The sequence below is a fragment of the Photobacterium sp. GB-210 genome, assembly GCF_003026075.1.
Taxonomy (GTDB): Bacteria; Pseudomonadota; Gammaproteobacteria; order Enterobacterales; family Vibrionaceae; genus Photobacterium.
Window position 1 is genome coordinate 100,814 of the sequence record NZ_PYNU01000005.1, and the last position, 25,946, is coordinate 126,759.

General features: G+C 40.7%; 25 protein-coding genes and 1 CRISPR repeat array. Of the genes, 17 read left to right on the forward strand and 8 right to left on the reverse strand.

The window, feature by feature from the left end; genetic code table 11:
• The first annotated feature begins 344 nt into the window (after positions 1-344).
• Positions 345-983, forward strand: a complete 639-nt coding sequence (locus C9J38_RS09650) for a glutathione S-transferase family protein (protein WP_107206889.1) — start codon at positions 345-347, stop codon at positions 981-983.
• 360 nt (positions 984-1,343) lie between these two features.
• Here C9J38_RS09650 and C9J38_RS09655 read toward each other — a convergent pair whose 3' ends face one another.
• Complete coding sequence (locus tag C9J38_RS09655; protein ID WP_107206890.1) at positions 1,344-2,135, reverse strand: nitroreductase family protein; 792 nt, start codon at positions 2,133-2,135, stop codon at positions 1,344-1,346.
• Between the two features lie 373 nt (positions 2,136-2,508).
• Between C9J38_RS09655 and C9J38_RS09660 the strand changes: the two genes are divergently transcribed.
• The 10 genes from C9J38_RS09660 to C9J38_RS09705 all read left to right on the forward strand — a co-directional run bounded on the left by C9J38_RS09660 (position 2,509) and on the right by C9J38_RS09705 (position 14,059).
• The gene (locus C9J38_RS09660) at positions 2,509-5,211 is read left to right on the forward strand and encodes a CRISPR-associated helicase/endonuclease Cas3 (RefSeq protein WP_107206891.1); all 2,703 of its coding nucleotides are present in this window, start codon (positions 2,509-2,511) and stop codon (positions 5,209-5,211) included.
• 10 nt (positions 5,212-5,221) lie between these two features.
• Positions 5,222-6,862 (forward strand): type I-E CRISPR-associated protein Cse1/CasA, encoded by a 1,641-nt coding sequence (gene casA / locus C9J38_RS09665; RefSeq protein WP_107206892.1) that lies wholly within the window; start codon positions 5,222-5,224, stop codon positions 6,860-6,862.
• Complete coding sequence (gene casB / locus C9J38_RS09670; RefSeq protein ID WP_107206893.1) at positions 6,852-7,403, forward strand: type I-E CRISPR-associated protein Cse2/CasB; 552 nt, start codon at positions 6,852-6,854, stop codon at positions 7,401-7,403. Before casA ends, casB begins: the two co-directional genes overlap by 11 nt.
• A gap of 33 nt (positions 7,404-7,436) precedes the next feature.
• Positions 7,437-8,471, forward strand: a complete 1,035-nt coding sequence (gene cas7e / locus C9J38_RS09675; protein WP_107206894.1) for a type I-E CRISPR-associated protein Cas7/Cse4/CasC — start codon at positions 7,437-7,439, stop codon at positions 8,469-8,471.
• Between the two features lie 10 nt (positions 8,472-8,481).
• A complete protein-coding gene (cas5e, locus tag C9J38_RS09680; protein ID WP_107206895.1) occupies positions 8,482-9,240 on the forward strand; it encodes a type I-E CRISPR-associated protein Cas5/CasD in 759 nt (252 codons plus the stop codon).
• A gap of 4 nt (positions 9,241-9,244) precedes the next feature.
• The gene (gene cas6e, locus C9J38_RS09685; RefSeq protein ID WP_107206896.1) at positions 9,245-9,907 is read left to right on the forward strand and encodes a type I-E CRISPR-associated protein Cas6/Cse3/CasE; all 663 of its coding nucleotides are present in this window, start codon (positions 9,245-9,247) and stop codon (positions 9,905-9,907) included.
• The gene (cas1e, locus tag C9J38_RS09690) at positions 9,907-10,827 is read left to right on the forward strand and encodes a type I-E CRISPR-associated endonuclease Cas1e (RefSeq protein ID WP_107206897.1); all 921 of its coding nucleotides are present in this window, start codon (positions 9,907-9,909) and stop codon (positions 10,825-10,827) included. Before cas6e ends, cas1e begins: the two co-directional genes overlap by 1 nt.
• A 3-nt stretch (positions 10,828-10,830) precedes the next feature.
• A complete protein-coding gene (gene cas2e, locus C9J38_RS09695) occupies positions 10,831-11,130 on the forward strand; it encodes a type I-E CRISPR-associated endoribonuclease Cas2e (protein WP_107206898.1) in 300 nt (99 codons plus the stop codon).
• A gap of 74 nt (positions 11,131-11,204) precedes the next feature.
• Positions 11,205-12,819: direct repeats of the CRISPR family, unit length 29 nt; unit sequence GTGTTCCCCGTATCCACGGGGATGAACCG.
• 329 nt (positions 12,820-13,148) lie between these two features.
• Positions 13,149-13,364 carry a DUF3955 domain-containing protein gene (locus C9J38_RS09700; RefSeq protein WP_107206899.1) on the forward strand — a complete coding sequence of 72 codons (216 nt, stop codon included), beginning with the start codon at positions 13,149-13,151 and terminating at the stop codon, positions 13,362-13,364.
• A 308-nt stretch (positions 13,365-13,672) separates the two neighbouring features.
• Positions 13,673-14,059, forward strand: a complete 387-nt coding sequence (locus tag C9J38_RS09705; RefSeq protein ID WP_107206900.1) for a lysozyme inhibitor LprI family protein — start codon at positions 13,673-13,675, stop codon at positions 14,057-14,059.
• Between the two features lie 116 nt (positions 14,060-14,175).
• Here the strand turns inward: C9J38_RS09705 and C9J38_RS09710 are convergent, their stop codons facing one another.
• The 3 genes from C9J38_RS09710 to C9J38_RS09720 form a co-directional block, all read right to left on the reverse strand.
• Entirely contained in the window at positions 14,176-14,808 is a 633-nt protein-coding gene (locus tag C9J38_RS09710; RefSeq protein ID WP_107206901.1) for an SDR family NAD(P)-dependent oxidoreductase, read from the reverse strand.
• Positions 14,809-15,066: 258 nt separating this feature from the next.
• Positions 15,067-15,753 carry a hypothetical protein gene (locus C9J38_RS09715; RefSeq protein WP_107206902.1) on the reverse strand — a complete coding sequence of 229 codons (687 nt, stop codon included), beginning with the start codon at positions 15,751-15,753 and terminating at the stop codon, positions 15,067-15,069.
• 163 nt (positions 15,754-15,916) lie between these two features.
• Positions 15,917-16,780, reverse strand: a complete 864-nt coding sequence (locus C9J38_RS09720) for a LysR family transcriptional regulator (protein WP_107206903.1) — start codon at positions 16,778-16,780, stop codon at positions 15,917-15,919.
• 196 nt (positions 16,781-16,976) lie between these two features.
• Between C9J38_RS09720 and C9J38_RS09725 the strand changes: the two genes are divergently transcribed.
• The 3 genes from C9J38_RS09725 (at position 16,977) to C9J38_RS09735 (ending at position 18,909) form a co-directional block, all read left to right on the forward strand.
• A complete protein-coding gene (locus C9J38_RS09725) occupies positions 16,977-17,582 on the forward strand; it encodes a glutathione S-transferase family protein (protein WP_107206904.1) in 606 nt (201 codons plus the stop codon).
• A 305-nt stretch (positions 17,583-17,887) separates the two neighbouring features.
• A complete protein-coding gene (locus C9J38_RS09730) occupies positions 17,888-18,364 on the forward strand; it encodes a DUF3291 domain-containing protein (protein ID WP_107206905.1) in 477 nt (158 codons plus the stop codon).
• A gap of 98 nt (positions 18,365-18,462) precedes the next feature.
• Entirely contained in the window at positions 18,463-18,909 is a 447-nt protein-coding gene (locus C9J38_RS09735) for a GNAT family N-acetyltransferase (RefSeq protein WP_107206906.1), read from the forward strand.
• Here the strand turns inward: C9J38_RS09735 and C9J38_RS09740 are convergent.
• Together C9J38_RS09740 and C9J38_RS09745 are read right to left on the reverse strand one after the other, a co-directional pair.
• Positions 18,887-20,056 (reverse strand): YibE/F family protein, encoded by a 1,170-nt coding sequence (locus C9J38_RS09740; protein ID WP_107206907.1) that lies wholly within the window; start codon positions 20,054-20,056, stop codon positions 18,887-18,889. The genes C9J38_RS09735 and C9J38_RS09740 overlap by 23 nt on opposite strands.
• Positions 20,057-20,132: 76 nt before the next feature.
• A complete protein-coding gene (locus C9J38_RS09745; protein ID WP_107206908.1) occupies positions 20,133-22,256 on the reverse strand; it encodes a bifunctional UDP-sugar hydrolase/5'-nucleotidase in 2,124 nt (707 codons plus the stop codon).
• 199 nt (positions 22,257-22,455) lie between these two features.
• Between C9J38_RS09745 and cutA the strand changes: the two genes are divergently transcribed.
• Both cutA and C9J38_RS09755 read left to right on the forward strand, forming a co-directional pair.
• Entirely contained in the window at positions 22,456-22,773 is a 318-nt protein-coding gene (gene cutA, locus C9J38_RS09750) for a divalent-cation tolerance protein CutA (RefSeq protein ID WP_107206909.1), read from the forward strand.
• Positions 22,774-23,022: 249 nt separating this feature from the next.
• Entirely contained in the window at positions 23,023-24,045 is a 1,023-nt protein-coding gene (locus C9J38_RS09755; protein WP_107206910.1) for a methylenetetrahydrofolate reductase, read from the forward strand.
• A gap of 106 nt (positions 24,046-24,151) precedes the next feature.
• On the opposite strand, the gene C9J38_RS09760 is transcribed toward C9J38_RS09755, so the two are convergent.
• A complete protein-coding gene (locus C9J38_RS09760; RefSeq protein ID WP_233217807.1) occupies positions 24,152-24,454 on the reverse strand; it encodes a hypothetical protein in 303 nt (100 codons plus the stop codon).
• 268 nt (positions 24,455-24,722) lie between these two features.
• The gene (locus C9J38_RS09765; protein ID WP_107206911.1) at positions 24,723-25,226 is read right to left on the reverse strand and encodes a cyclin-dependent kinase inhibitor 3 family protein; all 504 of its coding nucleotides are present in this window, start codon (positions 25,224-25,226) and stop codon (positions 24,723-24,725) included.
• 169 nt (positions 25,227-25,395) lie between these two features.
• Between C9J38_RS09765 and C9J38_RS09770 the strand changes: the two genes are divergently transcribed.
• On the forward strand, positions 25,396-25,944 hold the full coding sequence (locus C9J38_RS09770; protein WP_107206912.1) for a flavodoxin family protein: 549 nt from the start codon (positions 25,396-25,398) through the stop codon (positions 25,942-25,944).
• The last annotated feature ends 2 nt before the right edge of the window (positions 25,945-25,946 follow it).

Here is a 25,946-nt window from a genome sequence, read left to right on the forward strand (position 1 = left end):
CGTCATCAATGAAGAGAAGAGTAAGCGCAACATCGCTTTTGTTGGCAACATCCTAAACTCAAATATCGAACCTTATACTCACTCAACAGGCCATGGGTATGATCTTAGTGTGAATGAATGTGTAAACAAGACATTATCCAATCTGCTTTTCATCGATAAATGCCCTTTAATGAGATGCAATAAAGTTGCTATGTTTGTGACAGCTACGCAGAAATGCGATTTATCTCACGAGTTACAACGGGTTATAAAACGATCGTTTCATTAACTTCATGCTTTATTTAGTAAGATAGATATGTGATTTTTAAAACGAATGATTGATCTGTTTTACAGGCAAGGAGCCAAGATTGTTCAAGCTTTACTATTACCCCAATAACGCGAGTTTAGCGCCGCATTTTTTACTTCATCATGTAAAAGCGGATTACCAACTATTGCTGGTGGATAAAAAGTCCAACGTTCAGAAGTCTGCCGACTACCTGAAACTCAATCCAGCAGGGCGCATACCAACATTGGTGATAGGGGAGCAAGCGATCTTTGAAAGCTCTGCTATATGTATTCATCTTTGCGAACTCCATCCACAGTCTGGGTTAATGCCTGCAATTGGCAGCCCTTTACGCCCGATGTTTTATCAATGGTTAGCGTTTCTAAATAACACCTTACAAGCTGAATTAATGGTACGGTATTACCCACACCGCCATACCAATGATGCCGCGACAATCCCGAATGTTGTGGCCGCGCAAGATGACAGAATTGCCGATGCACTCTCTATTATTAATAACCAACTTAAACACAATACATATTTGCTTGGTGACAGCCTAACCGCCTGTGACTACTTCTTGTTTATGTTGGCAGAGTGGTCGTTACCAATAAAACATTCACCACTGACATTTCCATATCTTGCAAAGTACCTAACGAACCTTTGTGATAACCCAACCATTAAAGCCGTGTGTGAAATAGAAGGTATCGATCTCACGCCGTTTAAATAACAAACGCCTGTTGTGACTTTGTTTTCTGTACCTAGGCTGACTTGCAGATTGAATTAGCGCGTAACTGTAACAAGATGTTTATGCGCTATATTCAAGTGCTTTTTAAATGAAGTAGTTTTAGATAAAACACCATTCAATTACAAAAAGCGCGCATTAACCATGAAACTATTACTACTTATACCTTGTTTATTTCTGTCGGCTTGTAGCTTAACCCCACATAAGGGATCGCCAATATGTATTCCGATGCCGGTAGGTGGTATTTATTGTGGTAAGTAACAAATTACCCTGTGATGAGAGAGCAGAAGGTGGGGAGAACTGGCGGAATACTGATTCGTTCCGCCATATTGCTAGGTAAGGGGATCAGTGCTTAATAATCACTTCGCTGTTATCTACCCGATGGCGGTCGCCATAAATGCCGTCTTCAGCACGGGTGCCACAACCAATCACCATTGTGATTTCAGCTTTAGGGTTTAAACCAAGCAGTTGTTTAACGCGCTTAGAATCAAAACCTTCCATTGGGCAGGTATCGTAACCTTCCGCGCGCATTGCGGTCATAAAGGTCATCGCCGCAAGAGATGTGCTTTTATGTAAACACACACGCAAATCCGCTTTACTCACTTCACGTACCATCGGCTTTTTACGCCCTAAATACGCCACAATTACCTTACGAATAGTGCTCATAATGCCAAAGCTATCATTACGGTATAAAAATGGGATCAGCTTTTCATAGTATTTAACGGCACGCTTAGATGTTGCATCTTCACGACCATTAAAGGCATCACGAATTTGTGCCGCATTCATTTTCGCCCGTTGTTTCCACATATAAGGCGTAGTAGTGATAACAATTAACTCGCGTGCCGTTTTTGCCGCATTTTGCCCCATACACAGCTTTGCCAGTTGCTCGCGTTTATCGTCACTGATGACACGATGAAATTGCCACAATTGCATGTTTGAACTGTTAGGGGACAAGGTGGCGAGGTTAAGTGCACGGGTTACCGCTTCATGATCAAAAGCACTGTCTGCATCATATTTACGTACCGAACGACGGCTATGCACCAACTCGGCATATTGCTCGGCTTTAGACGATGTTGTTAATGGTGAAGATGCTGGTGAATGAGACGCAGAGCGTTCTTGTTCAAGTGTATCGTTCATGTTTTAAACAACCTATGTAATATGAAAATTGTTGAGCGTATTTCTACCTGTTATTGGGTTGTGAAGCAAGTCGGTGATCACAATGAGTTAACTTTTCGGCTAACTCATATTTGCCCCATTATTATTCAGAGTAAAAGCTCACTCATGTCGTATTAAGAAATTATTCATTAGTTTTAGTTATGACTTTAAGCTTGTTATTTCAAACAATATTTTCTGCCTATTAGAGTTACAAAAAATTACTAGCACCAACATATAAATATAATTTGCAAATACATCTCCTTCTTTCATTATGAGTCTATGAGTATATTATCAACTCCACTTTATTAAGCTTTTTCATGCTATATGCTTGTCCTTCGTTTATAGGTGTTTTGTTATGAGCTATTTCGACTATTGGGGTAAAACTGATAAATCAGATCCATCTCATTATCATTTATTACCTTATCACTGCTTAGATGTTGCAGCTGTCGGACAACAACTACTTTCAACTGATGCGATTTTGACTCGTGAATTGTCTCAACTACTTGATATTGATGAAAAACAGCTTGCAAACTTGGTTGTTTTTTTTATTGCTTTGCATGATTTAGGAAAATTTTCCTCTGCTTTTCAAGCTATCTCACCAAACAATACAGAGTTTTCGGCGAAACAATATGATGCATCAAAGGCTAAGCATGATCGCTTAGGTGTGTATTTTTGGGATCAAATTTGTGATGAAGTTATTTCACTTTTGGCTGTTGATTGCGATGAAGATGAAGAGGACATTCTTGATAATCTCAATATATTAATGAATGTGGTCCTAGGGCATCATGGTGAGCCTATTAAAATGACTACGCCTCGAGAATTAAAGCCATTTACGGAGTCAAGAAATATCGATGATGTTCGTAATTATGTTCATGTACTATATGACTTATTGCAGCCTTGCTTACCAAAACTAATTGATGCTAAACGTTTAGAACAAGTAAGTTGGCATTTAGCTGGGATCACTGTTTTGGCTGATTGGCTTGGCTCAAACACAGATTATTTTCCTTATAACGCAACAAAGATGCCTCTATCTGACTATTGGAAACAAGCTCAGAAACAAGCGTCTATCGCTTTAATAAAAACAGGTTTTTCTTTACGCGCTAAGCCATCTGAGTTTATTTCTATCCAGCATCACTTTGGTTTTGAACCGACTCCACTACAACAATGGGCACAGACTGTTCAGCTTTCTGACTCTCCGCAATTATTTATATTAGAAGATGTGACAGGAGCAGGTAAAACGGAAGCTGCTCTTGCATTAACTCATAGATTAATGGCACAGGATGTTGCTGATGGGTTTTATTTTGGTTTACCGACAATGGCAACGTCAAATGCCATGTTTAATCGTATAACCGATCACTATTCTAAGATGTTTGAGAATGAACGTGATCGAATTATGCCCAGTATTGTACTAGCTCAAAGTAGCAGTGCTCTAAATGATCGTTTTCAAACGGTCAAATTGGCATCAGGTAAGCTAGATAATGATTATTATCAACAAGATCAAACCGCAACAGCATTATGCAATGCTTGGTTAGCTGATTCCCGTAAAAAAGCCTTGCTTGCCACTGTTGGTGTCGGGACTATCGATCAAGCATTGTTAGCGGTGTTACCGAGAAAACATCAATCTCTTCGATTATTAGGGCTACACCGTAAGGTACTTATTTTTGATGAGGTTCATGCGGCTGATGAGTATATGTTTACGCTATTAGAATCCTTATTAGAACAACATCTACGCCATGGTGGCTCAGCTATTTTATTAACGGCGACACTCTCAATAGAGCAACGTCAAAACCTCACGAATATTTGGTTAAAAGCAGGGCAATTACCGCTTAAAAATCTGACTTGCACCAGTGCAACTGATTTTCCACTGGCAACACAGGTTTGTTTAGACCCTCTAAATCCTTTGATTGAAACACCGCTAAAAAGCAGATCTGATGTGTGCCGTGAAGTAACGGTCACTCAACTTCATACAGACTCTGCTTGTGTTGAGAAGATTGTTCAGACCGTTCTCTCTGGTCAGTGCGTCGCATGGATAAGAAACTCGGTAGATGATGCACGTGCTGCATATGATCTTGTCACTCAGGCGTTAGCAGCGGCAGAATGTGATTTATCATTTAATAAAGTCATGCTTTTTCATAGCAGATTTACGTTGGCTGATCGAAAGCGTATTGAAAAACAAGTCTTAAATTGTCTCAGCAAAAGAACAGACAATAAAGAGCTTATTACTGGTGAGCAGCGAAAGGGGACTGTACTGATTGCGACTCAGGTTTTCCAAGAAAGTTTAGATGCTGATGTGGATGTAATGATTTCAGATATTTGTCCGATAGATGACTTGATCCAACGCGCAGGAAGATTACACCGCCATACTCGAGATATTAATGGGCAATATTATTCTGGTGTTGATAAACGTACTGCGCCAGTGTTGTATCTTCATGCGCCGAAATGGGAAGAAGAGCCGAAAATTGATTGGCTAAGCCGAGACTTCCGCAATACTGAATATGTATATCGTTCTCCCGGTCGATTATGGCTTGCTCAACGTAAGCTCATTGAACTTGGGGCCATTCGTATGCCAAGCGAAGCGCGTATTCTTATTGAAGCTGTTTATAGTGAAAAAGCGCAAGCACAAATCCCTTCCGCATTAATTACGAAAGAAGATGAACTAATTGCAGAACAAAGCTTAAAAACAGCCTCTGCAAAGTCACAACTTATTGATTTCCAATATGGATATTGTGATAGCAGTCAAAAATACTGGTCAGAAGATCAGTATGATATCAGTACTCGTTTTTGTGATAGAGAGACGGCACAAATTTTAGTGCTTAAATCTAATGAGAGTGGGGAGTTAGTACCTTGGCAAGAAGACCCTTGCCATGCGATTGCCCTTAGTACCTTATCTGTGACGAAGATTAAATATGCAGATCATTTGCAGCCATTAACAGAGCAACAAACATTATTGTTAACAAAACGTTACCCCAATATCAAATACATACAACCGTGGTATCCCGAACAAGATCCTATGTTTGGTTATAGTGAAACGAGTGGCTTCTATTCGCGCAATCAATAAGAGAAAAAAAATGAATTTACTTCATGCGTCATGGTTACCTTTCCGACTACGTAATGGTGATCAAGAATGGCGATCATTAGTGGCAATTACAGATCCTGATGTTGTTGATTTTGCATTACCTCGTGCTGACTTTCAGGGAGCGGCTTATCAATTAGTAATAGGGATATTACAAACGGCTTTTGCACCTAAAGATAAGAAGCAATGGCACCAGTACTATGCACTATCGCCAACGGCAGATGAACTAACATCGGCTTTTAATACGATTGAACATGCCTTTGAGTTAACCGGTGATGGTCCTTTGTTTATGCAAGATCATGATCCATTATCTCAGCAAGAATTAAGTCCAATTAGTGGATTGCTGATTGATGCACCGGGCGCGAATGGTATTAAGAACAATACAGATTTTTTTGTTAAACGTGGTATCGGTGAAGTGATGTCACCAGCAATGGCTGCATTAGCGTTGTTTACATTACAAATTAATGCACCATCAGGTGGTTCAGGTCATCGTGTAGGTTTACGTGGCGGTGGTCCATTAACTACGTTGGTTATGCCGAGTGATGAACAAAGTTCGTTATGGAGTAAGTTGTGGCTCAATGTCATTAATCGTAACACATGGCGTTATGACGATCCTAATTTTCATGATGGTAGTGTTTTTCCTTGGTTGGCATCGACAATTGAAAGTAGCAAAAAAGGTAGTGAAATTTATCCATCAACAGAAGGGATTCACCCGTTACATATCTATTGGGCGATGCCGCGTCGCATTCGATTAGTGATTGATGATGAGCCTGTACAATGTTTGATAAGTGGCGAAAATAGCGAGCAATGTGTGTGTCATTACCGCACTAAAAATTACGGTAATAATTATGTCGGTAATTGGGATCCGCATCCGTTTACACCTTATAAATGGAATCCCAAAAAACCAAACGAAGATCATCTTTCCCAAAAAGGGCAACCCGGTGGTATTAGTTATAAAAACTGGGATGTAATGACATTATCTAGTGACGGTAATGGTCATATTTGTGCGCGTGTTGTTGATCATTATAACGATGTCGCTAAACGAAAATGGCATGAACAACCACAATTATGGGTATTTGGCTATGACATGGACAACATGAAACCACGTGGTTGGTATAGCACCATGATGCCGTTGTTTGATGTGGAAGCTGAAAGTCATGATGACATTATTAATGCGACGAAAGAATTACAAGATTTGGCTAATAACGCACTCTATCAAACCCGTAGCCAAATAAAAGCAGCATGGTTTGAATATCCAGAAGAACGAAAACTAAAAGAAAATAAAAAAAAGAAAGATAAAACTAAAGGCGACACCAGCTTTATTGATCTTGATTTTTGGCAACAAACTGAAGCGACGTTCTATTTAACGGTTTCTCATATTGCTCATAATCTCAATCAACAGCAATCTGCATTAACCTCAGAGCAAGCTAAACATTGGCGCAATACCATTCAATCAGTGAGTACGCAATTGTTTGATAATTACGCCTTAGATGACTTGGGCGATATACGTTCAATGGCAAAACGTATGGATGCGAGAGGAAAATTAATGGGGTGGTTATATGGTAGTAAAAATATTAAAGCATTTAACAATGATCATAACCTTATAACAGCTAAGGATACTAAACATGCTAAGTAACACAGAAGAAAAAGTACTTAGGGGGTGGTGGCAAAGTTTAGTGCTTTCTGATGCCGAATTAAAAGAAAAGCATCTACTGTCTGCGCCAAGTGGTCATAAAGCAAAGTTAAAGCGGGCTGAATCAGTCGATGCGGTATTAATGCAAGATGCTTTTCGCACATTATGGCTAAACCTTCCAGAGCAAGAGTCGCGTTCAGCGAATGATATGGAATGTTGGGCTGTTATTGCAGCATCGTTAATTCATGTATCCCCTGGCTATCAAGATGGGATAGCCACAGCTGCTGGTAAAAAAACAGAAAAAAGCGATAAATCATTAGTGAGTGAAATGCGATTTTCTCAGTTACAAGCAGCTAAAACGCCTGATGAATTATTGCGTACTTTGCGCCGTTTGCTGAAGTTAATGAAAGGGAAAGTAGATCCACTGACTTTAGCTAAAGATATTGAGCAATGGTTTAGCGAATACCATCGTTCAGGGCTTGTTCGAGCTAAACATCGCATTGGCGTGAAATGGGCAATGGATTACTATCGCGCAGCAAAATAAGAATTTCATTTTATTTATATGGGAACATTAATAATGAGCCAATTTATTCAGCTTCATACACTTACCTCTTACGCACCATCTAACTTAAATCGTGATGATTTAGGTCGTCCAAAAACTGCAAAAATGGGCGGTTTTGATCGTTTACGTGTTAGCTCACAAAGTCAAAAACGTCACTGGCGTACTTCTGATTTATTTGAACAAGCGATGGCTGGCAAGCTAGGTATTCGTACTAAACGTTTTGGTCAAACTGTATTTGATGCATTGATTGCTCTAAATGTTAAAGAGAAAAGTGCGACAAAATGGGCAGGATTAATTGCTGGTCAGTTTGGAAAATTAAAAAAAGATAGTTTAGAGATTGAACAACTGTCACATATTAGCCCTGTTGAGCAAGATTTGGCGTTATCTTTAGTTAGTGTTATTGCACAAGAAGATCGTGAGCCAACAGCAGATGAATTAAAAGCATTAAAATCACAACAAACCGCGGTTGATATCGCTCTATTTGGTCGAATGCTGGCTTCTGCACCGGAGTTTAATGTAGATGCTGCTTGTCAGGTGGCACATGCAATCAGCGTTCATCAGGTTACTATTGAAGATGATTACTTTACTGCTGTCGATGATCTTAACGACGGAAAAACAGATTCAGGCTCGGCGCATATTGGTGAAGCAGGGTTTGCATCGGCATTGTTTTATAACTATATCTGCATCAATAAAACCCAATTAATTGAAAATCTTAGTGGGGATGAAACTCTTGCTAACGCCGCAATTGCCGCCCTAACTGAAGCAGCAGTGAAAGTTTCACCTACGGGTAAACAAAATAGTTTTGCATCACGTGCTTATGCTAGCTACGTAATGGCTGAAAAAGGTCAGCAACAACCACGTTCATTATCGGTAGCATTTTTAAAACCAATTAATGATCAAGATATGGCAACGGCAGCAATTAATGCAATTTCAAAACAAGTTATTAATTTTGATAAAGTTTATGGGGCTTGTGCAGACAGCCGTTATGAAGTTAATGCAATGATTGGTGAAGGATCATTTGCAGAGCTTTGTCAGTTTGTGACTGAGTAAGGGAGCAAATATGCAACCTTATTTAGTTTTTCGACTTTATGGTGCGATGGCAAGTTGGGGGCAACCGGCTGTTGGCGGTGATCGTCATACCGGCATTATTCCATCTCGTTCTGCATTATTAGGATTGTTAGGCGCAGGACTTGGTATTAAACGTGATGATCAACCAACACTGACGATGCTGCAAAAAAGCGTACAGTTTTCGATCAAACAATGGGTGCCAAGTTCGTTGTTACGCGATTATCACACGACACAAGTAGCTGCAAATAATAACAAAGTGCACTACCACACTCGTAAACAAGAGCTTGATATGGGCAAGTTGGCGACAGTGTTATCAAGTCGTGATTATCGCTGTGATGGCATTTGGGTAGTTGCAGTATCACTGACGAATGACGCTATGTTTTCATTAGAGCAACTACAGCAAGCGTTATTAACACCAGCTTATCCGCTATGCCTTGGCCGAAAATCGTGTCCGCCAGCGTTACCGTTAATGCCAACTATTTTAGAACCATGCTCATTAAAGCAAGCATTAGATACGTCATTTCCTGCCATTACGGGAAGTGAAAAAAGCGATCGCTATTGGTTTGGTTGTGTTGGTCAGCATCGTGTTGCGACTTACTATTGGTCGGGTGATAAAGCAGCAATGGATGATATTGGTGATAACGTGGTGATCACTACTCAACCGTGGGATGAGCCTCTCAATCGTCAGCGGTGGCAGTTTACACAACGTATTATGCACCAAGTAACTTTGCCGATTTTAGAGGATGAATAACAGCATGTATTTATCAAAAATAACACTTGCACCGTCGGCAACGTTAGCAGAAACATTGCTAATGCTACAACGTAATGATGCCTATGCGGCACACCAGTTATTATGGCAATTATTTCATCAACAGTCAGAACGCCAATTTATTTATCGGCAAGAGCTAATGCCAAATGGATTGCCAGTTTTTTGGGTGTTATCGCGAGTTGCTCCTGATGAAACGAATGCGCAATGGCAAATACAAACTAAACCGTTTACTCCGCAATTAAAAGCCGGGCAACGTTTAGCGTTTAAATTACGTGCAAATCCAACCGTTTGGAACAATACGACTAAAAAGCGTCATGATGTGATGATGCATGCTAAATATCAAGCTAAACAACAAGACATTGATGCAGAAATGTTACCGCATTATATGCAGCAAGCAGCTCAACAATGGCTGTGTGATCCGAAACGTTTAGAGCAATGGGGGATCAGCCTTGATGTTGTACCTGATATTGAAGCGTATACCCAGCATCAAAGTGACAAAAAAACGAAGCAGCGTATTCAATTTTCTAGTGTGGATTATCAAGGGGTTTTGACGATACAGAGTCCTGAGAAATTCCTCACTCAATATCAACAAGGTTTTGGGCGGGCAAAAGCACTAGGTTGCGGTTTGATGTTAATTCGAGGTATTTAATGGCATTTATCCCACTGAAACCGATTCCAATTAAAGATCGTAATTCAATGATATTTGTCGGAATGGGGCGTATTGATGTTAGAGATGGCGCTTTTGTTGTCATTGATGATGTTAATGGCGAACGTATGCATATACCAGTGGGATCCATAGCTTGTTTATTGTTAGAGCCAGGAACGCGTATTAGCCATGCTGCGATAAAATTAGCTGCAGCCACTGGTACATTATTAATTTGGGTGGGTGAGGCTGGTGTTCGAGTCTATTCTGTTGGTCAACCTGGAGGCGCCCGTTCAGATAAGCTACTTTATCAAGCTAAATTAGCGCTAGACCCTGATTTGCGCTTAAAAGTTGTTCGTAAAATGTTTGAATTACGTTTTGGTGATGTCGCTCCAGCTCGGCGTAGTGTTGACCAATTACGAGGAATTGAAGGGGCACGAGTTCGTAAAACATACCAAAAACTGGCTCTGCAATATGATGTGAAATGGAAAGGCCGTCGTTATGATCCAAAAGACTGGGATAAAGGCGATGTAATCAATCAATGTATTAGTGCGGCGACAGCTTGCTTATATGGGGTAACAGAAGCTGCTATTTTAGCTGCGGGTTATGCTCCAGCGATAGGCTTTTTACATACAGGTAAGCCGCTTTCATTTGTCTATGATATTGCTGATATCATTAAATTTGATACCGTTGTTCCTGCTGCTTTTAAAGTTGCCTCATATCGACCATTATCTCCTGATAGACAAGTTAGACTGGCCTGTAGAGAAGAATTCCGTAAACACCAAACGTTGAAAAAACTGATACCACTTATCGATGAAGTACTCAGTGCTGGAGATATTACACCTCCTGAACCTTATATAGATGCGCAACCGCCTGCTATACCAGAGCCAATTGCGATTGGTGATAGTGGTCATAGGAGCAAATAGTTTATGAGTATGCTTGTGGTGGTTACTGAAGTGGTACCGCCTCGATTACGAGGACGTCTTGCTGTTTGGTTATTAGAAGTTAGGGCTGGTGTATATATAGGGAACGTTTCTCGAAAAATCAGAGAAATGATCTGGGAACAAATTGAATGTCTTGCTGAAGATGGCAATGTTGTAATGGCGTGGGGAACCAATACCGAATCAGGTTTTGATTTCCAAACTTATGGCAAAAATCGTCGAGAGCCCGTTGATTTAGATGGGTTACGTTTAGTGAAATTTTCACCCACAGATATGATAACTGAATAAAAAAAGTTCTTTAAAAAGCTGGTAGATTTTTAGTGATGGTTATTTATCTTATAAATCAATAAAATAAATTTAGAGTGTTCCCCGTATCCACGGGGATGAACCGGAGTTATTCGACAACTGTTTCAGTGGTGGCATGTGTTCCCCGTATCCACGGGGATGAACCGTAGTGGGTTTGAGATCGGTTCTTTTCAGTCTGGTGTTCCCCGTATCCACGGGGATGAACCGTTTTATGAAGATTACCTTTCTGTTGGTGTAAGGTGTTCCCCGTATCCACGGGGATGAACCGGTTGGGATTGTTTCGGGAATGAGGTAATCGATGTGTTCCCCGTATCCACGGGGATGAACCGGTTGGGATTGTTTCGGGAATGAGGTAATCGATGTGTTCCCCGTATCCACGGGGATGAACCGCCTGCTATCGCCTCACTTGTATATAAAAAACAGTGTTCCCCGTATCCACGGGGATGAACCGATGACATTCATCTTTCTAACAAATGCCGTTTTGTGTTCCCCGTATCCACGGGGATGAACCGAACCACGAATACCACCAGTTTGTGCCGTTTCTGTGTTCCCCGTATCCACGGGGATGAACCGAACCACGAATACCACCAGTTTGTGCCGTTTCTGTGTTCCCCGTATCCACGGGGATGAACCGGGCGTATTTATCACAACTGGGCTATGACTGAAGTGTTCCCCGTATCCACGGGGATGAACCGCCAGCAAAAATTTATTAGTGAGATCCTAAGCAGTGTTCCCCGTATCCACGGGGATGAACCGACTTAAAGATGAGCTGTATCATTCAGTGAGACGTGTTCCCCGTATCCACGGGGATGAACCGAGTTGGCAAGTGAAGTTATAGCATAGAAGGATGTGTTCCCCGTATCCACGGGGATGAACCGTTCAAATTCAAATACTGTTAATTCAAAACTAGGTGTTCCCCGTATCCACGGGGATGAACCGCATGTGACCCCCTGTTTTTATTTAATTAATCCGTGTTCCCCGTATCCACGGGGATGAACCGGAGATAAGGGAAGCACTATCGTTTTTGAATGAGTGTTCCCCGTATCCACGGGGATGAACCGATAGTAACGGAGAGTACTTAGATTCAATGATTGTGTTCCCCGTATCCACGGGGATGAACCGACTAAATTATGACGATAGTTAAATACCCCGAAGTGTTCCCCGTATCCACGGGGATGAACCGTGACAAAATCAGGTCTAGGCGCATCACTTTTTGTGTTCCCCGTATCCACGGGGATGAACCGAAATAGTGATCCTACCGCCTACAGTCACAGAGGTGTTCCCCGTATCCACGGGGATGAACCGTACTGGGGTTGAAGTGTTTCTTCCATACATACGTGTTCCCCGTATCCACGGGGATGAACCGGGATGCCGCTATCCCAAATCCAGAAGAAGGCGGTGTTCCCCGTATCCACGGGGATGAACCGGTTTATAAATAATGAAGATGCCAACTGTATTAGTGTTCCCCGTATCCACGGGGATGAACCGTTGAGGATATAGTAGTTATCCACAACAAAACTGTGTTCCCCGTATCCACGGGGATGAACCGTGGATTTGGTCGGATGGTAAGTTCCAGGCTAAGTGTTCCCCGTATCCACGGGGATGAACCGCAAAAACGTGTGAATGGGATAAGTTTCTAACAGTGTTCCCCGTATCCACGGGGATGAACCACAATATTCATGGTAAATTTTGTTGTTATATAAATTCAGACTGTTAAGGCTTTTAGGTTTGAAATTGTTAACATAACTTATGAAAAAAAGTGATTGTTAAATACCAAATAAGCTTGCCTTTACAATACTTTTTCTAACATTAAAACAGGCTTCTCAATGACTATTTGAAAGTAATAATTGTCCAAAAATGAGTTAGTCAATCTCCATGAACTGTGTGATCACCAAGCGATTCTTTCGAGGCTGAGTTATCATACTTTTTAAAGTAGATTAGATAAGGTATGCACAATCCACAGTGGGTTTCGCTTGAGTGAATATTAAAGGTGGCCTCAGATGAAATTAATCAGTAGATACAGAGTTACTATCCTTTTGAGCGTTATCGGGTGGGGATGTCTGGCTGTTTACACCTATAAAGGCTCTTATGTCGATGACAATGGCGTGTTAATCGAATCGTTTGGTTTTATTCCTCTGTTTTGGCTATTTCAATTATTGGCATTGGTGAGTCTGATTTATACCGCCTTGAAAAACAGAAAACGAGGTAAGGTATAAGGCTCAAATAAAAGCGACGCTGTAATTTATACGGCATCGCTTTTTTATTATCTTTTGTGTGCAAATGAAGTGGGTTTTCAACCTTAACGTGACTCGAACGGGTAATAACGATAATTTTCCATACTACAAGTAAGCACTACATCACGACAAATGCCGAGTCATTCACTAGTCACTGGCTGTTTTGTCACGATAGTCATTATTGTGATACCAGATATGTAGCTTGTAATGTTTTTGGATAAAACCATTTACTATCTAATATTCAGTTAGTTAAGATTGTGGTTAGTGATGGGGATGAACAAGGATGTATGATGAAAAAACGGTTTTATTACCCAATGATTATGGCTTTCATTTTGCCAATCTTCTTTAACTCTGCGTTTGCCGATTACAGTAAAGAGTTTGATCAGTGCATTGATACGTTAGGAGCCTATAGCCCAGCCGTTGTTAAATGTATGAACGAGGAATTATCGAAAAGAGATAAATTGCTCAATACGGCTTATAAGCAATACATGGCGAGAATCCAAGATTTTCGTAAAGAAGATCTAAGAAAAACCCAACGATTATGGATTCAATACAGAGATGCTAAGTGTGGCATGTTTTATCATAGTGAAAGTGGCTCTGGTGGGTTAGAGGATTTACACGACTGCCTAATTACAGAAACTATCCAGCGCACGAAAGAGCTAAATGAGGGTTGGTAGTGTAAGCATGAAAGGGGCTGCAACGTCTTTCTATAATGTTATAAAAAAGCCCGATTTTTTAAATCGCGCTTTTTTTATCTATTCTTTCTAATTCTTACTTGCTAATAACGTGGTGATTAATAAGGGGCGATGCTGGGATCAACACACTGGAAAATCTGACCATTAGCATCATTTCTTAACAGCAATTCATGGCTTAATCGGGCGACTTCTCCCCGAGTGATCGCGCCATGCACTTCTTTATGTTGTGATAACTCACCTAGCTGGGTTGGCTCACCATCTTTCAGTCCGCCAGGTCGTAGAATCGTGTAATTCAAACTGCTGCTTTGTAGCCAAGCTTCAGCGAGTGTTTTCTCACGCACTGCGCTGCCAAAACCTGCTTTTGCACGGTCTGAAAGGTATTGCCAACTATCACCACAACCCAGTGAAGTAATTAACAATAAGTGTTGTGAAGTGCTTTGTTCTAATGCATTTGTTAAGTAGCGGTGGCCAATATAATCGACAGGTGTATCAGAGCGAAAACTGCCCATTGTCGAGATATTAAAGGTGTTGTCGGGCAGTGCTGATACCGCCGCTTCAACTTGTTGTTTATCTGTTGCATCACAACAAAGGGACGGTATGTTGTGCTCGGCAAGCTTGGTATTTTTATTCGGGTTACGTGCAATGGCGATAACGTTCATACCTTGAGCATAAAAGTAATCTACCATTGCTGCGCCTAATCCAGTTGAAGCACCCCAAATTGCAATATTCATTACGTAAAAATCCATCTCAAATAACAGTAATGATAATAGTTTGCATTATTCTAATGGTGGAGTCATTAGTTTGGTTGATTATCTGTTTGTTATTAGTCGACTTAGAGAATTGCGTAAATGAAAAAACGTTGCCATCTTAGTGATGACAACACTTTGATTTATATACTGGCTTTTGTTTCAAGAAGTCGCTTAGTGCGCTTGTTTAACTCTCTTTGTTGTCAAACAGGGCGTTTGAGTTTTCGGCTTAGCCGCTCAATATTATTCTGTTAGCGGTAGCTCTACCTCACCAGTGGCACTGGTTCCCCAGTTAAAGGTTTTATCGTCTTTCCCTGTAATTTTCGCTGTGCCGTTTGCCAGCCAGCTATGTTGGCTATTGGTATCTTCATCATAATCAAATGGGGTGGTACCTAATGATTCTGCCGTCCAATAGGTGACATCTACGGTTTTATCGTCACGGAAGAAGCCTCTGAACGATGCGCTATCTGATCCTGTTTCATTTACAATAAAGTGAATCGCGTTATCATCAACAAGGCGATAATTTAATGTGCCATCGCTAATGCTAGCAGCATGAAACTTGACGTTATCTTTGGTTTGAATTTTGAAGTCGGTTTCACTAGAACGGGTAATATCAAGCACGCCACTGATCAACGAAATGCTAGAAAACTGAGTTTGGCTTACTGCGTCTTTATGATCGGCGATGTTACAGGTAAAGCCTGTCAGCGTCAGGCTAGGATTTTTGTTTGATTCAGCCGTCAAACATTGGCCACCAATATAAATAATCAATGTATTAATGTCAGTTGAGATCTGGGCATAATTTTGTTTTTGTTGGCTCGATAAGCTATCGATATTTAGCCCAACGGTTTCTACAATCGCATCTTCAGCATCATTAGAACCACACCCCAGCAATAAAGCCGATGCCAAAGCTAAAAGACTCCATTTTTTCATAGCATATTCCTATTGTTTATGTATGAAAGATCCCAACAAAAAAGTCAGTATCTAAGTAATCGTACTTTTGAGATTAGCTAAAGCTTTTTGATTTGATTGTCTTGAAAGTAATACTGTTATTCAATTAAAGATCATCGTTTCTTATGTAATAGGCACTCGGTATTTAGCACTTTTCTGTCGCAAATTGTTCACACTGGTAGCGATCAATCATGCGGTTGATACTTTCAGGTGAAAGTAAAAGGTGTGGCTTACTCGGCAGTGATAACACTATATCAACCACAGGTAAGCTAGGCAGGTGCGGGGCGGTAAGCTCGATCAGATCATTCGGCATGCTGCATTTCGCCATCGCAGAAATTGCCAAGCCTTGTCTTACTAAGCCTTTGTTTGCCGTTGCACTGCTGCAACAACTGACGAGCTGATAATGGCGGTTACGTTTTATGAAGCCTTCAATGGCGGCATCGTGGAATTTACAGTCGCGTTGGAATAATACAATTGGTAAAGGTTGCAGGTTAACAATGTCGTGATGTGGCGAGCCAACCCATATACCTTTGTCGGTTTGGAGAAAATAGCCTTCTTGTGAGGTAGGTGAACGGGTAACAATAGCAAGATCAAGTCGATTACTGTCAAGTAAACCTTTTAAATATACGCTTGGCGCACAGGTGATTTGCAGGCTAATGTGTGGGTGTTCTTCACGGAGTAAAGCCACAATATAGGGCAAGATAGACTCCGCATAATCATCAGGACAACCAAGGTGGATGGTTTGTTGCGGTAACTTGTTTTTAAGTTCTAGCAAGGCTTCATCGTGGGTTGCGATAATTTGGGTGGCATGCGTTGCTAAGCGTTGCCCATCTTCTGTTAATACCAGCATTCGACCATCTTTAGTAAATAGCTGAGTATTGAGTTCATCTTCAAGCTTTTTCATCTGCATGCTAATGGCAGATTGAGATCGAAAGCTTTGCTTGGCTACGCGGGTGAAACTGCCAGTTTCTACGAAAGCTAAAAAGCTTCTTAATGCATCAATATCCATATGATATCCCTCTATTTAGCAATAAAAACATAGCGTTAAATCACTTCCATAACAAGCGGTAAATACTTCAATATTATTGATAGTTGGTATTCGTATTTTACGATAGTCGAATCGTGCTTTGCTGATTACAGTTAACTTTATCAATGAGGGCGGAAAAGTGCTTTCAGTTCAAACCCAGACAATACAAGGAGTGGTTATGGTTGTTTATGGCGATTTACAGTCGGGAAATTGTTTGAAAGTGAAGTTGATTTTGTCACTGCTAGGGATTGAGCATCAGTGGCAGCATATTAATATTTTGGAGAACGAAACCCATACGCCTGAATTTTTAGCGTTGAATCCTAATGGAAAAATCCCTGTTGTGGTGTTGGATGATGGCCGAGTGCTGTATGAGTCGAATGCGATTTTGAGTTATTTCGCAGAAGGCTCTGAATATTTACCCCAAGACAGTTTTCTCAAAGCTAAAGTCTATCAATGGTTGTTCTTCGAGCAGTATTCGCATGAACCTTATATTGCGGTAGCACGTTACATTCAAGTTTATTTGGGTATGCCAGCAGACAGAGTTGAACAGTATGAAGCGTTACATGCAAAAGGCTATAAAGCCCTCGATGTGATGGAGCAGCAATTGTCGAAATCAAACTTCTTGGTAGGTGACAATGTCACGATAGCGGATTTTGCATTATATGCTTACACCCATGTAGCTGATGACGGTGGTTATGATTTACGCGACTACCCACACATTAAGCGTTGGTTAAAAGCGGTCGGGCAGTTACATGCCAGTGTCGATCTGAAAGAAGCGGTGTAATGTGTAATTAGAGGGATAAAGGTATGTCACTTGTTATGTCAGATACGTTATTGACCGGATAAAGAGGTGTATTTGAATTTCATCGACGCAAGTGGTTGCCTTTATTGGAAAAGATCAGCGGAAAACATCACGGCTATTTTCTTCCATCTGAGGGTCGAATAACACTGCCTTAGCTTTTGCAGTTCTAAGAGCCTCACTGCTTATGAACCGTATGGAAGGGATAAATTTGCAAAGCAATAGATCGCATTATCAAATATGAGCGTAGTTTATTATCCGACTTTTTTGAAAAAGGAGAATGACGAATCATGAAGCTGGCACAATTCAATATCGCAAAGGCAAAATACCCATTAGATGCACCTGAGATTAAAGACTTTGTTGATAACTTAGATAAGGTGAATGCGATAGCTGAAAGCTGTGATGGCTTTGTATGGCGCTTAAAAGATGAATCTGGTGATGCGACGAAAATTCAGCTATTTGATGATCCTTCTATCATCGTCAATATGTCGATTTGGGACTCGGTGGATGATCTTAAAAACTTTATGTTCCGCACGCATCATAAAGATTTTATGCGCCGTAAAAGTGAATGGTTCCATGGCTTAACGGAAGCTAATTATGTTTTATGGTGGGTTGAAGATGATGAGATCCCCACGCCACAACACGCTGTGTCGCGACTTGAGCATTTGCGTGAACATGGCGAAACGCCTTATGCCTTTTCATTTAAATCCCGTTTTACGCCAGATGACTTATTGTTGCTGGATGAGCTGATTATAAGTAATCGATGAGTGGCGGGTATTAAAAATTCAATCTCAGTTTGTTTGTCAGTTGGCGGCTATGATTGGTATTAATGGTAGAACAATCTAAGCCAAAAAAGGTGTATGTCATGTTTACTGTTAAAGAAGCCACCCTTGATGATTTAACTCACGTTACGCCTTTGTATGAGGCATATCTAACGTTTTATGAAGTAGATTATAGCGAGAAAAACCCACTTCAATACCTGCAACAACGCTTAGGAAATAAAGAGTCGGTTATCTACTTTGTGGTTGATGAACAAGGGCAATATGTTGGTTTTACTCAATTATATCCGCTGTTTTGCTCGCTTGAAATGAATCGTACTTGGTTGCTTTATGATCTGTTTGTAACCGAATCTGCTCGCCAACATGGGGTTGCGCAGTTGCTGCTTGATCGCGCTGATCAGTTAGCGAAAGAAACTCAGGCCTCTTTCATTATGTTAAGTACTGCTATCGATAATTTAAAAGCGCAGAACTTATATGAAAAAAATCACTACGAAAAAGACACTGAGTTTTTTACTTATCTAAAGCATTGTTAACGTTAGCGTTGATTTCTGGTTTTTCATTAGTTTGATGGTTAAAGATTTTACTAGCAATAAAGGCTGTAAATGGAATGGTAAGCACAATACCGATACTGCCTGCTAAACCGTGAATAATGCTTAACGCGATCACTGGGGTATTCATAAACTGTTCAACAGGCATTGAAAGACCCCAGACCATCATGATGGTGGTGAGCGAGCTACCTGCAAACGCTAAAATTAACGTGTTTGTCATGGTTCCCATGATGTCTTTGCCTATGTTCATGCTGGCAAGCATCAATTGCTTGGGAGTGAGTTTAGGATTGGCTTGTTGTAGCTCTTGATACGATGAAGCAATTGAAATGGCAACGTCCATCACGGCGCCTAGCGCGGCAATCATAATGGTAACAAACATCAGCCAACGCACTTGAATAGGATTTTCTGTGGCAAGGTAAATGACATCTTCACCTTTATCTAAGTAAATACCTGATAGGTGTGCCCATTCGCCAAAGGTTTGAGCAAAAATACCCGCCATGATAACCCCAACTAAGGTGCCTAATATCGCACACAGACTTTTCTTGTTATAACCAGCAACTAGGATGAAATTAACGACAATTTTTATTGCCATTAATTCGATAGTGACCAAGGCTGGGTTTATTCCGTCAAATATGGCTGGAATTAATACGCCAATGATCAGTGCGGCTGTGAAATACAGTGAAATCACAGCGTTTAAGCCTGCGCGTCCACCAAACAATAAAATAAGCCCAATAAAGACCAGTGCCATGGTGTAGATGGGAGTAGTACGCTGGTGGTTAAACGCCCAAAAATGGCTGCCGTGAATGGTTTCGCGGATCATCAATATGAATTCTGAACCTTTATCCAATAACACGTTATGTTGACGACTTAATGGGTTATTGATTTCAACGGTTTCATTGGCATGCTCACCTTCAAGTACTTTGATTTTTAGGTGTTGTGTACCGCGATATATCCCAGGCGCTAAATCATCTTCAAAGATATTTTCATCGATGATGTTTTCCACTTTTGCGGAGACGAAATGCTGAGATTGTGTTTTATTTGGATGGAAAGATTGGCTCAACAAAGGGGAGTAAAGAAAAATAGCTGTTGAGAGCGCAAAAATCATGATCGGGAAAACGTATTTTTGAAACATGTGGCCTACAGAGATAGTCAGAGAAAAAAAGCGGTAGAGGGTCTCTACCGCTTAGGGTGTTGAAAGCTATAAACGATTAAATTTTGTTATTTGGATCAACCGTCCAGCTACAGCCAAGGTTGAGTGCTTCTTTCGTTGCACTGCCGTCTGCTTTATAGGCTTTGTTTTTGAAATAACTGGTTGGATCGTTCATGTTTAACGCATGACTAATACTTGGGTATTTCACGTTATCTGGGTTGATATGAATACACAGTTGTTGATGAGTAAACTGTTCCCAGATATCGCTATTAGCACGGTTCTTTGTGATTTCACCGTTCGGTGCTAACTGCTTAATTTGCCAGTTATTCGTGGTGTTTAGGTGCTCATCGTTGATGCTAATACCGTTATGCTCTGTTACGTAAGCGGTGATCATATCTCGGATTGCTGGAACCGTTGCATCACTTGAATCGTAGAACACATCATCTTTCGTGAACCAACCATTAGTGACCCCTTGGGTACCAAAGCGGTATGAGTTTAATGCTAGTTTGTATGTCGCATTTGGATCAAACGCTTTGCCGTCAACAAGGGTGATGTCAACACGTTCACCAGCAGGCTTTGTAAGATCCACGGTGTATTCAATGGCACCATCGAATAAGTCGTAGTTATACGCTTGAACTTCTGGATTAAATGAAACGGTTAAATCACCTTCTTTGTAAGTATTGAAGTAGTTGTATGACCACTCCATGTACTCTTTAAGGTGTGCACCTGTGATGTTTACGCCAATGAGTGCGTTATCGTATTTGTACAGGTTTGCGGAGTCTTTACGTTGGTAGTCTTGACCATCACGTAGGTTAGAAGTGTCGCTAAATAACGCAGCAGCAGAAATTGTCGCCCCTGATTTTTCACGCTCAATGAACTGAATTAAGTCAATCAGTGCGCTGTCTTGTACTTTTGCTTTGTGAATGGTGCTGTATAGTCGCGTACCTAAGTCATCAACAAAGTAGTCATCGTTTGTTGCTTCATCAGCACCGCCACCGTTAACAAAGTCACCGTCTACTTTGCCCAAAGTTTCACGAGCATCTTCTACAGAACGATCATGAATATCTTGGTATTCATCAACCATGTTCTGATTTTCTGCGATCTCTTTGGTATCAAGGTTAGAAAGGGTGGTATCAACGATTTTCCATTTACCTGACGCATCTTTTTCAACGTCAATTTTCGCCATGGCTAAATCTGAACCCCATTTACCCGGTTCAATGATTTTTACTGAACCTTGGCGATTACTGTCGTCGTATTTACCTGATTTTGCTTTGTCTTCAACTAGGCCACTTTTCACACTGATGTCGTTACCGTTAGGATCGTCTTTTTTCACGGTTTCAATGTAAGTTGCGTGTTCGTGTCCTGCCATGATCACATCAAACTTGTCAGCCAGCTCTGCGGCAATGTTGTATACACCAACACCTTGATCGGTTCGACCTAAGTGCAGCGCACCAACAATAATATCCGGCTGGTGGCGAGCAATAACATCATCAACGACAGCACGTGTTGCATTTAGCTCGTCTTCAAACTTTAAGCCTTTGAAATGCTCGGGTGCTGATGCTTCCCAGTTAGGGACATAAGAAGGGGTTAAACCAATAACCGCTACTTTACAGCCGTTAACGTTATAAATCTGGAAGCCACGCAGATAGTTTGCGTTATTTGATTCCCATTTGATGTTGCTAGAAATTACCGCGCCATCAAAGTTTTCTAAGTTACGGTCAAGGAATGAGCGATCAAAGTTAAATTCGTGGTTACCGGGCACCCATAAGTCGTAATTAAGATATTGTAAGGCATCGATCATTGGATGCGTTTCCATATCATTAAATAGCTGTGCTGAATTGCCTTGTACCGTATCACCGATATCTAACAGAATAAGGTTAGGATCTAAAAGGCGTTGTTGCTCTAAGATAGTAGCAATACGGGTTAAACCTGCGTGTTTGTCTTCAGCATCAATGGCATAGTCATAGCCGCGAAGGCGACCGTGTAAGTCAGACGTTGCAGCCAAGGTGATGGTTTGTTTGTTTACTTGCTGATCACCTTTACTCACGACTTCTGGAGTGTGGGTCAGTGTTTGTCCATCAATAACTTTATTGTTGTCATCATGGTGGTGGTGGTCATCATTACAGCCAACAAGGGCAATAGAAACAGCTAGGCTTAATGATAGAATTTTAAATTTGCGCACTATTCGAGTTCCTTAACGAATAAAAGATAGTTTCTTGGTAGGGGAGAAACGGCGCGATAATAGGAAGCGAATGTAAGCGTTGTGTCAGCGTTATATGATGCTTCTGTCATTGATTTAAATAATGGGACTTTGCTTGTAAATTCTTATTCTGAATGATTTAGGCTATTAAGATAAAAATATGAAGAAAGGTGAAATAAGTATGGCTGGTCAATATTGTGTTGTTTTAACAACGTTTTCAGATCCCAAGATAGGGAAAACTATTATCAATGAGCTGATTAGCCAACGTTTAGCGGCGTGTGTACAGGTGATGCCTATTCAGTCTTATTATCATTGGCAAGGTGAAGTGAATTGCGATCAAGAGCAGCAAGTGCTCATTAAAACCAAAACATCATTGTTTGAAGAGGTTAAAGCCACGATTGTTGCGCTTCATGATTATGAAACCCCTGAAATCATTCAACTACCGATAACAAATGGTTTTGGTGATTATCTTTCATGGATAGACAAAGAATGTCGCTAATTTAACCCAGTAAGTTAAAAACAGTGACTTTTCTTTGATTTATCTATTGGGTTTAGGTAAAACTAAAGCATATATTGTGTTGCTAATTTGATAAATAACATAAATTTTCACCTTAAAAGAGAACGGTAAGGTAAGGCAACACACAAGGATGAGATAAACCGTGGCAAAAGACATTGCTACGGCTTTATAAAAATTAATCAGGTGTTATCTATTGGGTAATACACTGTGACAACATGGAAGTGAGCATTTATGTCGGATCAATATCAACCCACCCCTGAATCTGAACTGCGTGTCCGTTATAACGACATCACACGCGGTGTTTATTTTATTGGTACAACCCCACCAAAAACCAGTACACCGATTGAAGATGTTGAAGGCATTGCTGATCGTTTAGTTGATCGTATTCGTGATCTCGCGATTGATGGTTTGATTGTTTACGATATTCAAGATGAAGCATCACGTACTAATAAGCCGCGTCCGTTCCCTTTTAAATCGACCCATGATCCTCGTCATTACTCATCACTTTTAAATAAGAAAACCGACCGTCCTGTGATCACTTACAAGAGTGTGGTGCAGTCAGAAACGGAAGCGTTTGATGAGTGGCTAAATGAAGCGTGGGATGAGTACCGTGTACGTGACATGGTATTAGTGGGTAGTCCATCGGCGAAAAATGATGTTTCACTGCCATTATCTACGGCATATCAAACGCTGGCTGAAAACCGTAATGACTTCTTTACCGGCGGTATTATGATTGCTGAGCGTCATGCTAAGAAAGGTAATGAGCATGAACGTTTAATTGAAAAGTATAAGCAAGGTTGTAACTTCTTTATTTCTCAAGCGATTTACGATACTCAGGCGACGATTGATATTCTGACTCGTTACGCGATTGAGTGTAAAGAGCAAGGCTTAAAACCGCAGCGTATTATCTTAACCTTCTCACCTTGTGGTAGTGCAAAAACGTTAGAGTTTATTGAGTGGCTAGGTGTAAGCGTTCCTGAAGCAACAAGTTTGCGTATTTTGAATGCGGAAAACCCACTGCATGAGTCGATTAAGATGTGTTGTAACAGCTTAAATCAGATCTTGGATGCGGTAGTGGAGTATGACTTACCACTGGGCTTAAACATTGAAAGCTTAACTAACCGTAAAGAAGAAATTGACGGTTCTATCTTACTTTACAAGTTGCTACGTTCTTCAATGGATAGCCACTTAGCAAAGCATGAATTCCGTTTGTTAAAGCGTAAAGCTCGCGCGAATAAACTCGCATCTGCTTAACGTGTTCTAGTAACAAAGATTGTTAATAAAAATGGCTACCGACTTGAAAGAGCGGTAGCCATTTTTGTATCTGTTTCTTTTTTAATTCTCTTTAGAGAGAGTAGCGTTAAGGTTTAGGTATTTGGCAATTTTTTTCTGAGGCGGGTTCGCAGCCTCCGGTACATAAAATATCACCAAGGTCGTTTTTTATCGCAAAGCCACCATCTTGTTTGGAACACTGGTAGTTATCTTGTCGGTCTTTGATGCATTGCCCTTTACCACATAGTGGGTTGCCGAGTTTATCTGCGTAGATATGACCAAAAGGCGGCGGGCATACATAGTCACCTAAGGTTGTTTTTAGACAGTAACTAGCACTCCATGACGGGAGAGAAAACAAGAGTAATGTTGCTAATAATATCGATCTCACCATGTATTCCTTTTCGCTAGTTTGAAAGTGGTAACGTTATTAAGCTATATGACGTATTAATAGTGGCTAGGCTTATATTTGCTAATAGTGATGTAATTATAGTGTGATTGTGTGAGAGAAGCTGAGACAGATAAAAATCAGGAATAATTCTGATCTTGCGTCTTTGATTAATGCGACACAACGGTAAAAAGAGAAACTGATACGTTAAACAACGAGTAAACGAAAACAGAGATGATCTCTGCTTCCGTTACTGTGCCATTAAAAGGTGTCTTTACTTATTAATAAGAGCAATATCACGAATATATTCAGCTTGCACTTCTTTAGTGAAAGCATTGGGTCTTAATGCTTGAACTTGGCTAATGATGTCTTCTAATTGCCAGTTTTTTTCTAATAATAAGTGGGCTGCAAGTAAACCAGTCCGGCCTGAGCCACCCATACAATGTAGCGCGACTTTTTCCCCGTTATCTAATGCTTGGTGTAATGCAGGGGAGATTGCATCCCAATGCGGTTGAAAGCTTTCATCTGGGGCACAATCATCTTTTATTGGGGTATTGAACCATTGAAGCCCGACTTGCTGAACAACCAGTGGTAACAGACCCACTTTCTTTGCTTCCATTTCTTTGATGCTTAATGCTGTGACAACAATTGTGACACCTTGTGCTTTCAGTTGATCAATGCTGTCAACTAATGGCGTGCCTTTTGTTCCTGGACAAGGGGTTAGTACCAATCCTGCTGATTTATTGCTTATTGGTAATTCCCATGTTGGATGTGTCATGCGGTATATCCTTATCGTCTTTTCCATTTCTAAATAGTTATACACGGTAATTATGACACATATGATAATTCATATGTATTGATTTAAAAAATCTCATTAATGTTTGACCTCAGGTTTACTTGAGGTTTTATCCTATGTTGAGATTTATGAACTGAATAAGGACGTTTTAATGAAAGCGATAGGTATTGTTTATTTCTCGAATACAGGCATCACAGAAGCTTTAGTCGAGGCTTGTTGTGACGAGTTAGTATCAGATCCTGTAGAGATTATTATGCATAAGATAACGGGAACAGAAATTATAGAAGGGCGATTTGTTAATCATGAAATAATGGAAAAACTTCAGCACTGCCAAGCGATTATTTTTGCCTCTCCAACTTATATGGGATCTGTCGCGGCACAGTTCAAAGCCTTTGCTGATGCAACAAGTGATCAATGGTGCGATCAGAGATTATCAGGAAAAATAGCAGCAGGAATAACTTCTGGTGGCTCACCGAATGGCGATCAAACTGAAACGCTACGGTATTTCCAAATATTAGCATCGCAACATGGCATGATTTGGATGGGAATAGATAGCCCTTCAAATTTCAACGCATTGGGAGTAAACCGTTTAGGTTGTCAGGCTGGCGTCGTTGCTACCTCTGAGGACGGTAAACCTGATGCTAAAGATATAAATACGGCAAAATACTTAGCACGTCGTATCTATAATTTTATTCAGTAACT

What these genes read in the sequence shown, in the direction of transcription:
- cas1e (WP_107206897.1), top strand. Translation starts at nt 9,907, where the DNA reads ATGGCATTTATCCCACTGAAACCGATTCCAATTAAAGATCGTAATTCA.
- C9J38_RS09765 (WP_107206911.1), bottom strand. Translation starts at nt 25,226, where the DNA reads ATGACACATCCAACATGGGAATTACCAATAAGCAATAAATCAGCAGGA.
- C9J38_RS09715 (WP_107206902.1), bottom strand. Translation starts at nt 15,753, where the DNA reads ATGAAAAAATGGAGTCTTTTAGCTTTGGCATCGGCTTTATTGCTGGGG.
- casB (WP_107206893.1), top strand. Translation starts at nt 6,852, where the DNA reads ATGCTAAGTAACACAGAAGAAAAAGTACTTAGGGGGTGGTGGCAAAGT.
- C9J38_RS09740 (WP_107206907.1), bottom strand. Translation starts at nt 20,056, where the DNA reads ATGTTTCAAAAATACGTTTTCCCGATCATGATTTTTGCGCTCTCAACA.
- C9J38_RS09705 (WP_107206900.1), top strand. Translation starts at nt 13,673, where the DNA reads ATGAAAAAACGGTTTTATTACCCAATGATTATGGCTTTCATTTTGCCA.
- C9J38_RS09660 (WP_107206891.1), top strand. Translation starts at nt 2,509, where the DNA reads ATGAGCTATTTCGACTATTGGGGTAAAACTGATAAATCAGATCCATCT.
- C9J38_RS09735 (WP_107206906.1), top strand. Translation starts at nt 18,463, where the DNA reads ATGTTTACTGTTAAAGAAGCCACCCTTGATGATTTAACTCACGTTACG.
- C9J38_RS09755 (WP_107206910.1), top strand. Translation starts at nt 23,023, where the DNA reads ATGTCGGATCAATATCAACCCACCCCTGAATCTGAACTGCGTGTCCGT.
- C9J38_RS09730 (WP_107206905.1), top strand. Translation starts at nt 17,888, where the DNA reads ATGAAGCTGGCACAATTCAATATCGCAAAGGCAAAATACCCATTAGAT.
- C9J38_RS09725 (WP_107206904.1), top strand. Translation starts at nt 16,977, where the DNA reads ATGGTTGTTTATGGCGATTTACAGTCGGGAAATTGTTTGAAAGTGAAG.
- C9J38_RS09760 (WP_233217807.1), bottom strand. Translation starts at nt 24,454, where the DNA reads ATGGTGAGATCGATATTATTAGCAACATTACTCTTGTTTTCTCTCCCG.
- C9J38_RS09655 (WP_107206890.1), bottom strand. Translation starts at nt 2,135, where the DNA reads ATGAACGATACACTTGAACAAGAACGCTCTGCGTCTCATTCACCAGCA.
- cas6e (WP_107206896.1), top strand. Translation starts at nt 9,245, where the DNA reads ATGTATTTATCAAAAATAACACTTGCACCGTCGGCAACGTTAGCAGAA.
- C9J38_RS09700 (WP_107206899.1), top strand. Translation starts at nt 13,149, where the DNA reads ATGAAATTAATCAGTAGATACAGAGTTACTATCCTTTTGAGCGTTATC.
- C9J38_RS09710 (WP_107206901.1), bottom strand. Translation starts at nt 14,808, where the DNA reads ATGAATATTGCAATTTGGGGTGCTTCAACTGGATTAGGCGCAGCAATG.
- C9J38_RS09770 (WP_107206912.1), top strand. Translation starts at nt 25,396, where the DNA reads ATGAAAGCGATAGGTATTGTTTATTTCTCGAATACAGGCATCACAGAA.
- cas2e (WP_107206898.1), top strand. Translation starts at nt 10,831, where the DNA reads ATGAGTATGCTTGTGGTGGTTACTGAAGTGGTACCGCCTCGATTACGA.
- cas5e (WP_107206895.1), top strand. Translation starts at nt 8,482, where the DNA reads ATGCAACCTTATTTAGTTTTTCGACTTTATGGTGCGATGGCAAGTTGG.
- casA (WP_107206892.1), top strand. Translation starts at nt 5,222, where the DNA reads ATGAATTTACTTCATGCGTCATGGTTACCTTTCCGACTACGTAATGGT.
- cutA (WP_107206909.1), top strand. Translation starts at nt 22,456, where the DNA reads ATGGCTGGTCAATATTGTGTTGTTTTAACAACGTTTTCAGATCCCAAG.
- C9J38_RS09720 (WP_107206903.1), bottom strand. Translation starts at nt 16,780, where the DNA reads ATGGATATTGATGCATTAAGAAGCTTTTTAGCTTTCGTAGAAACTGGC.
- cas7e (WP_107206894.1), top strand. Translation starts at nt 7,437, where the DNA reads ATGAGCCAATTTATTCAGCTTCATACACTTACCTCTTACGCACCATCT.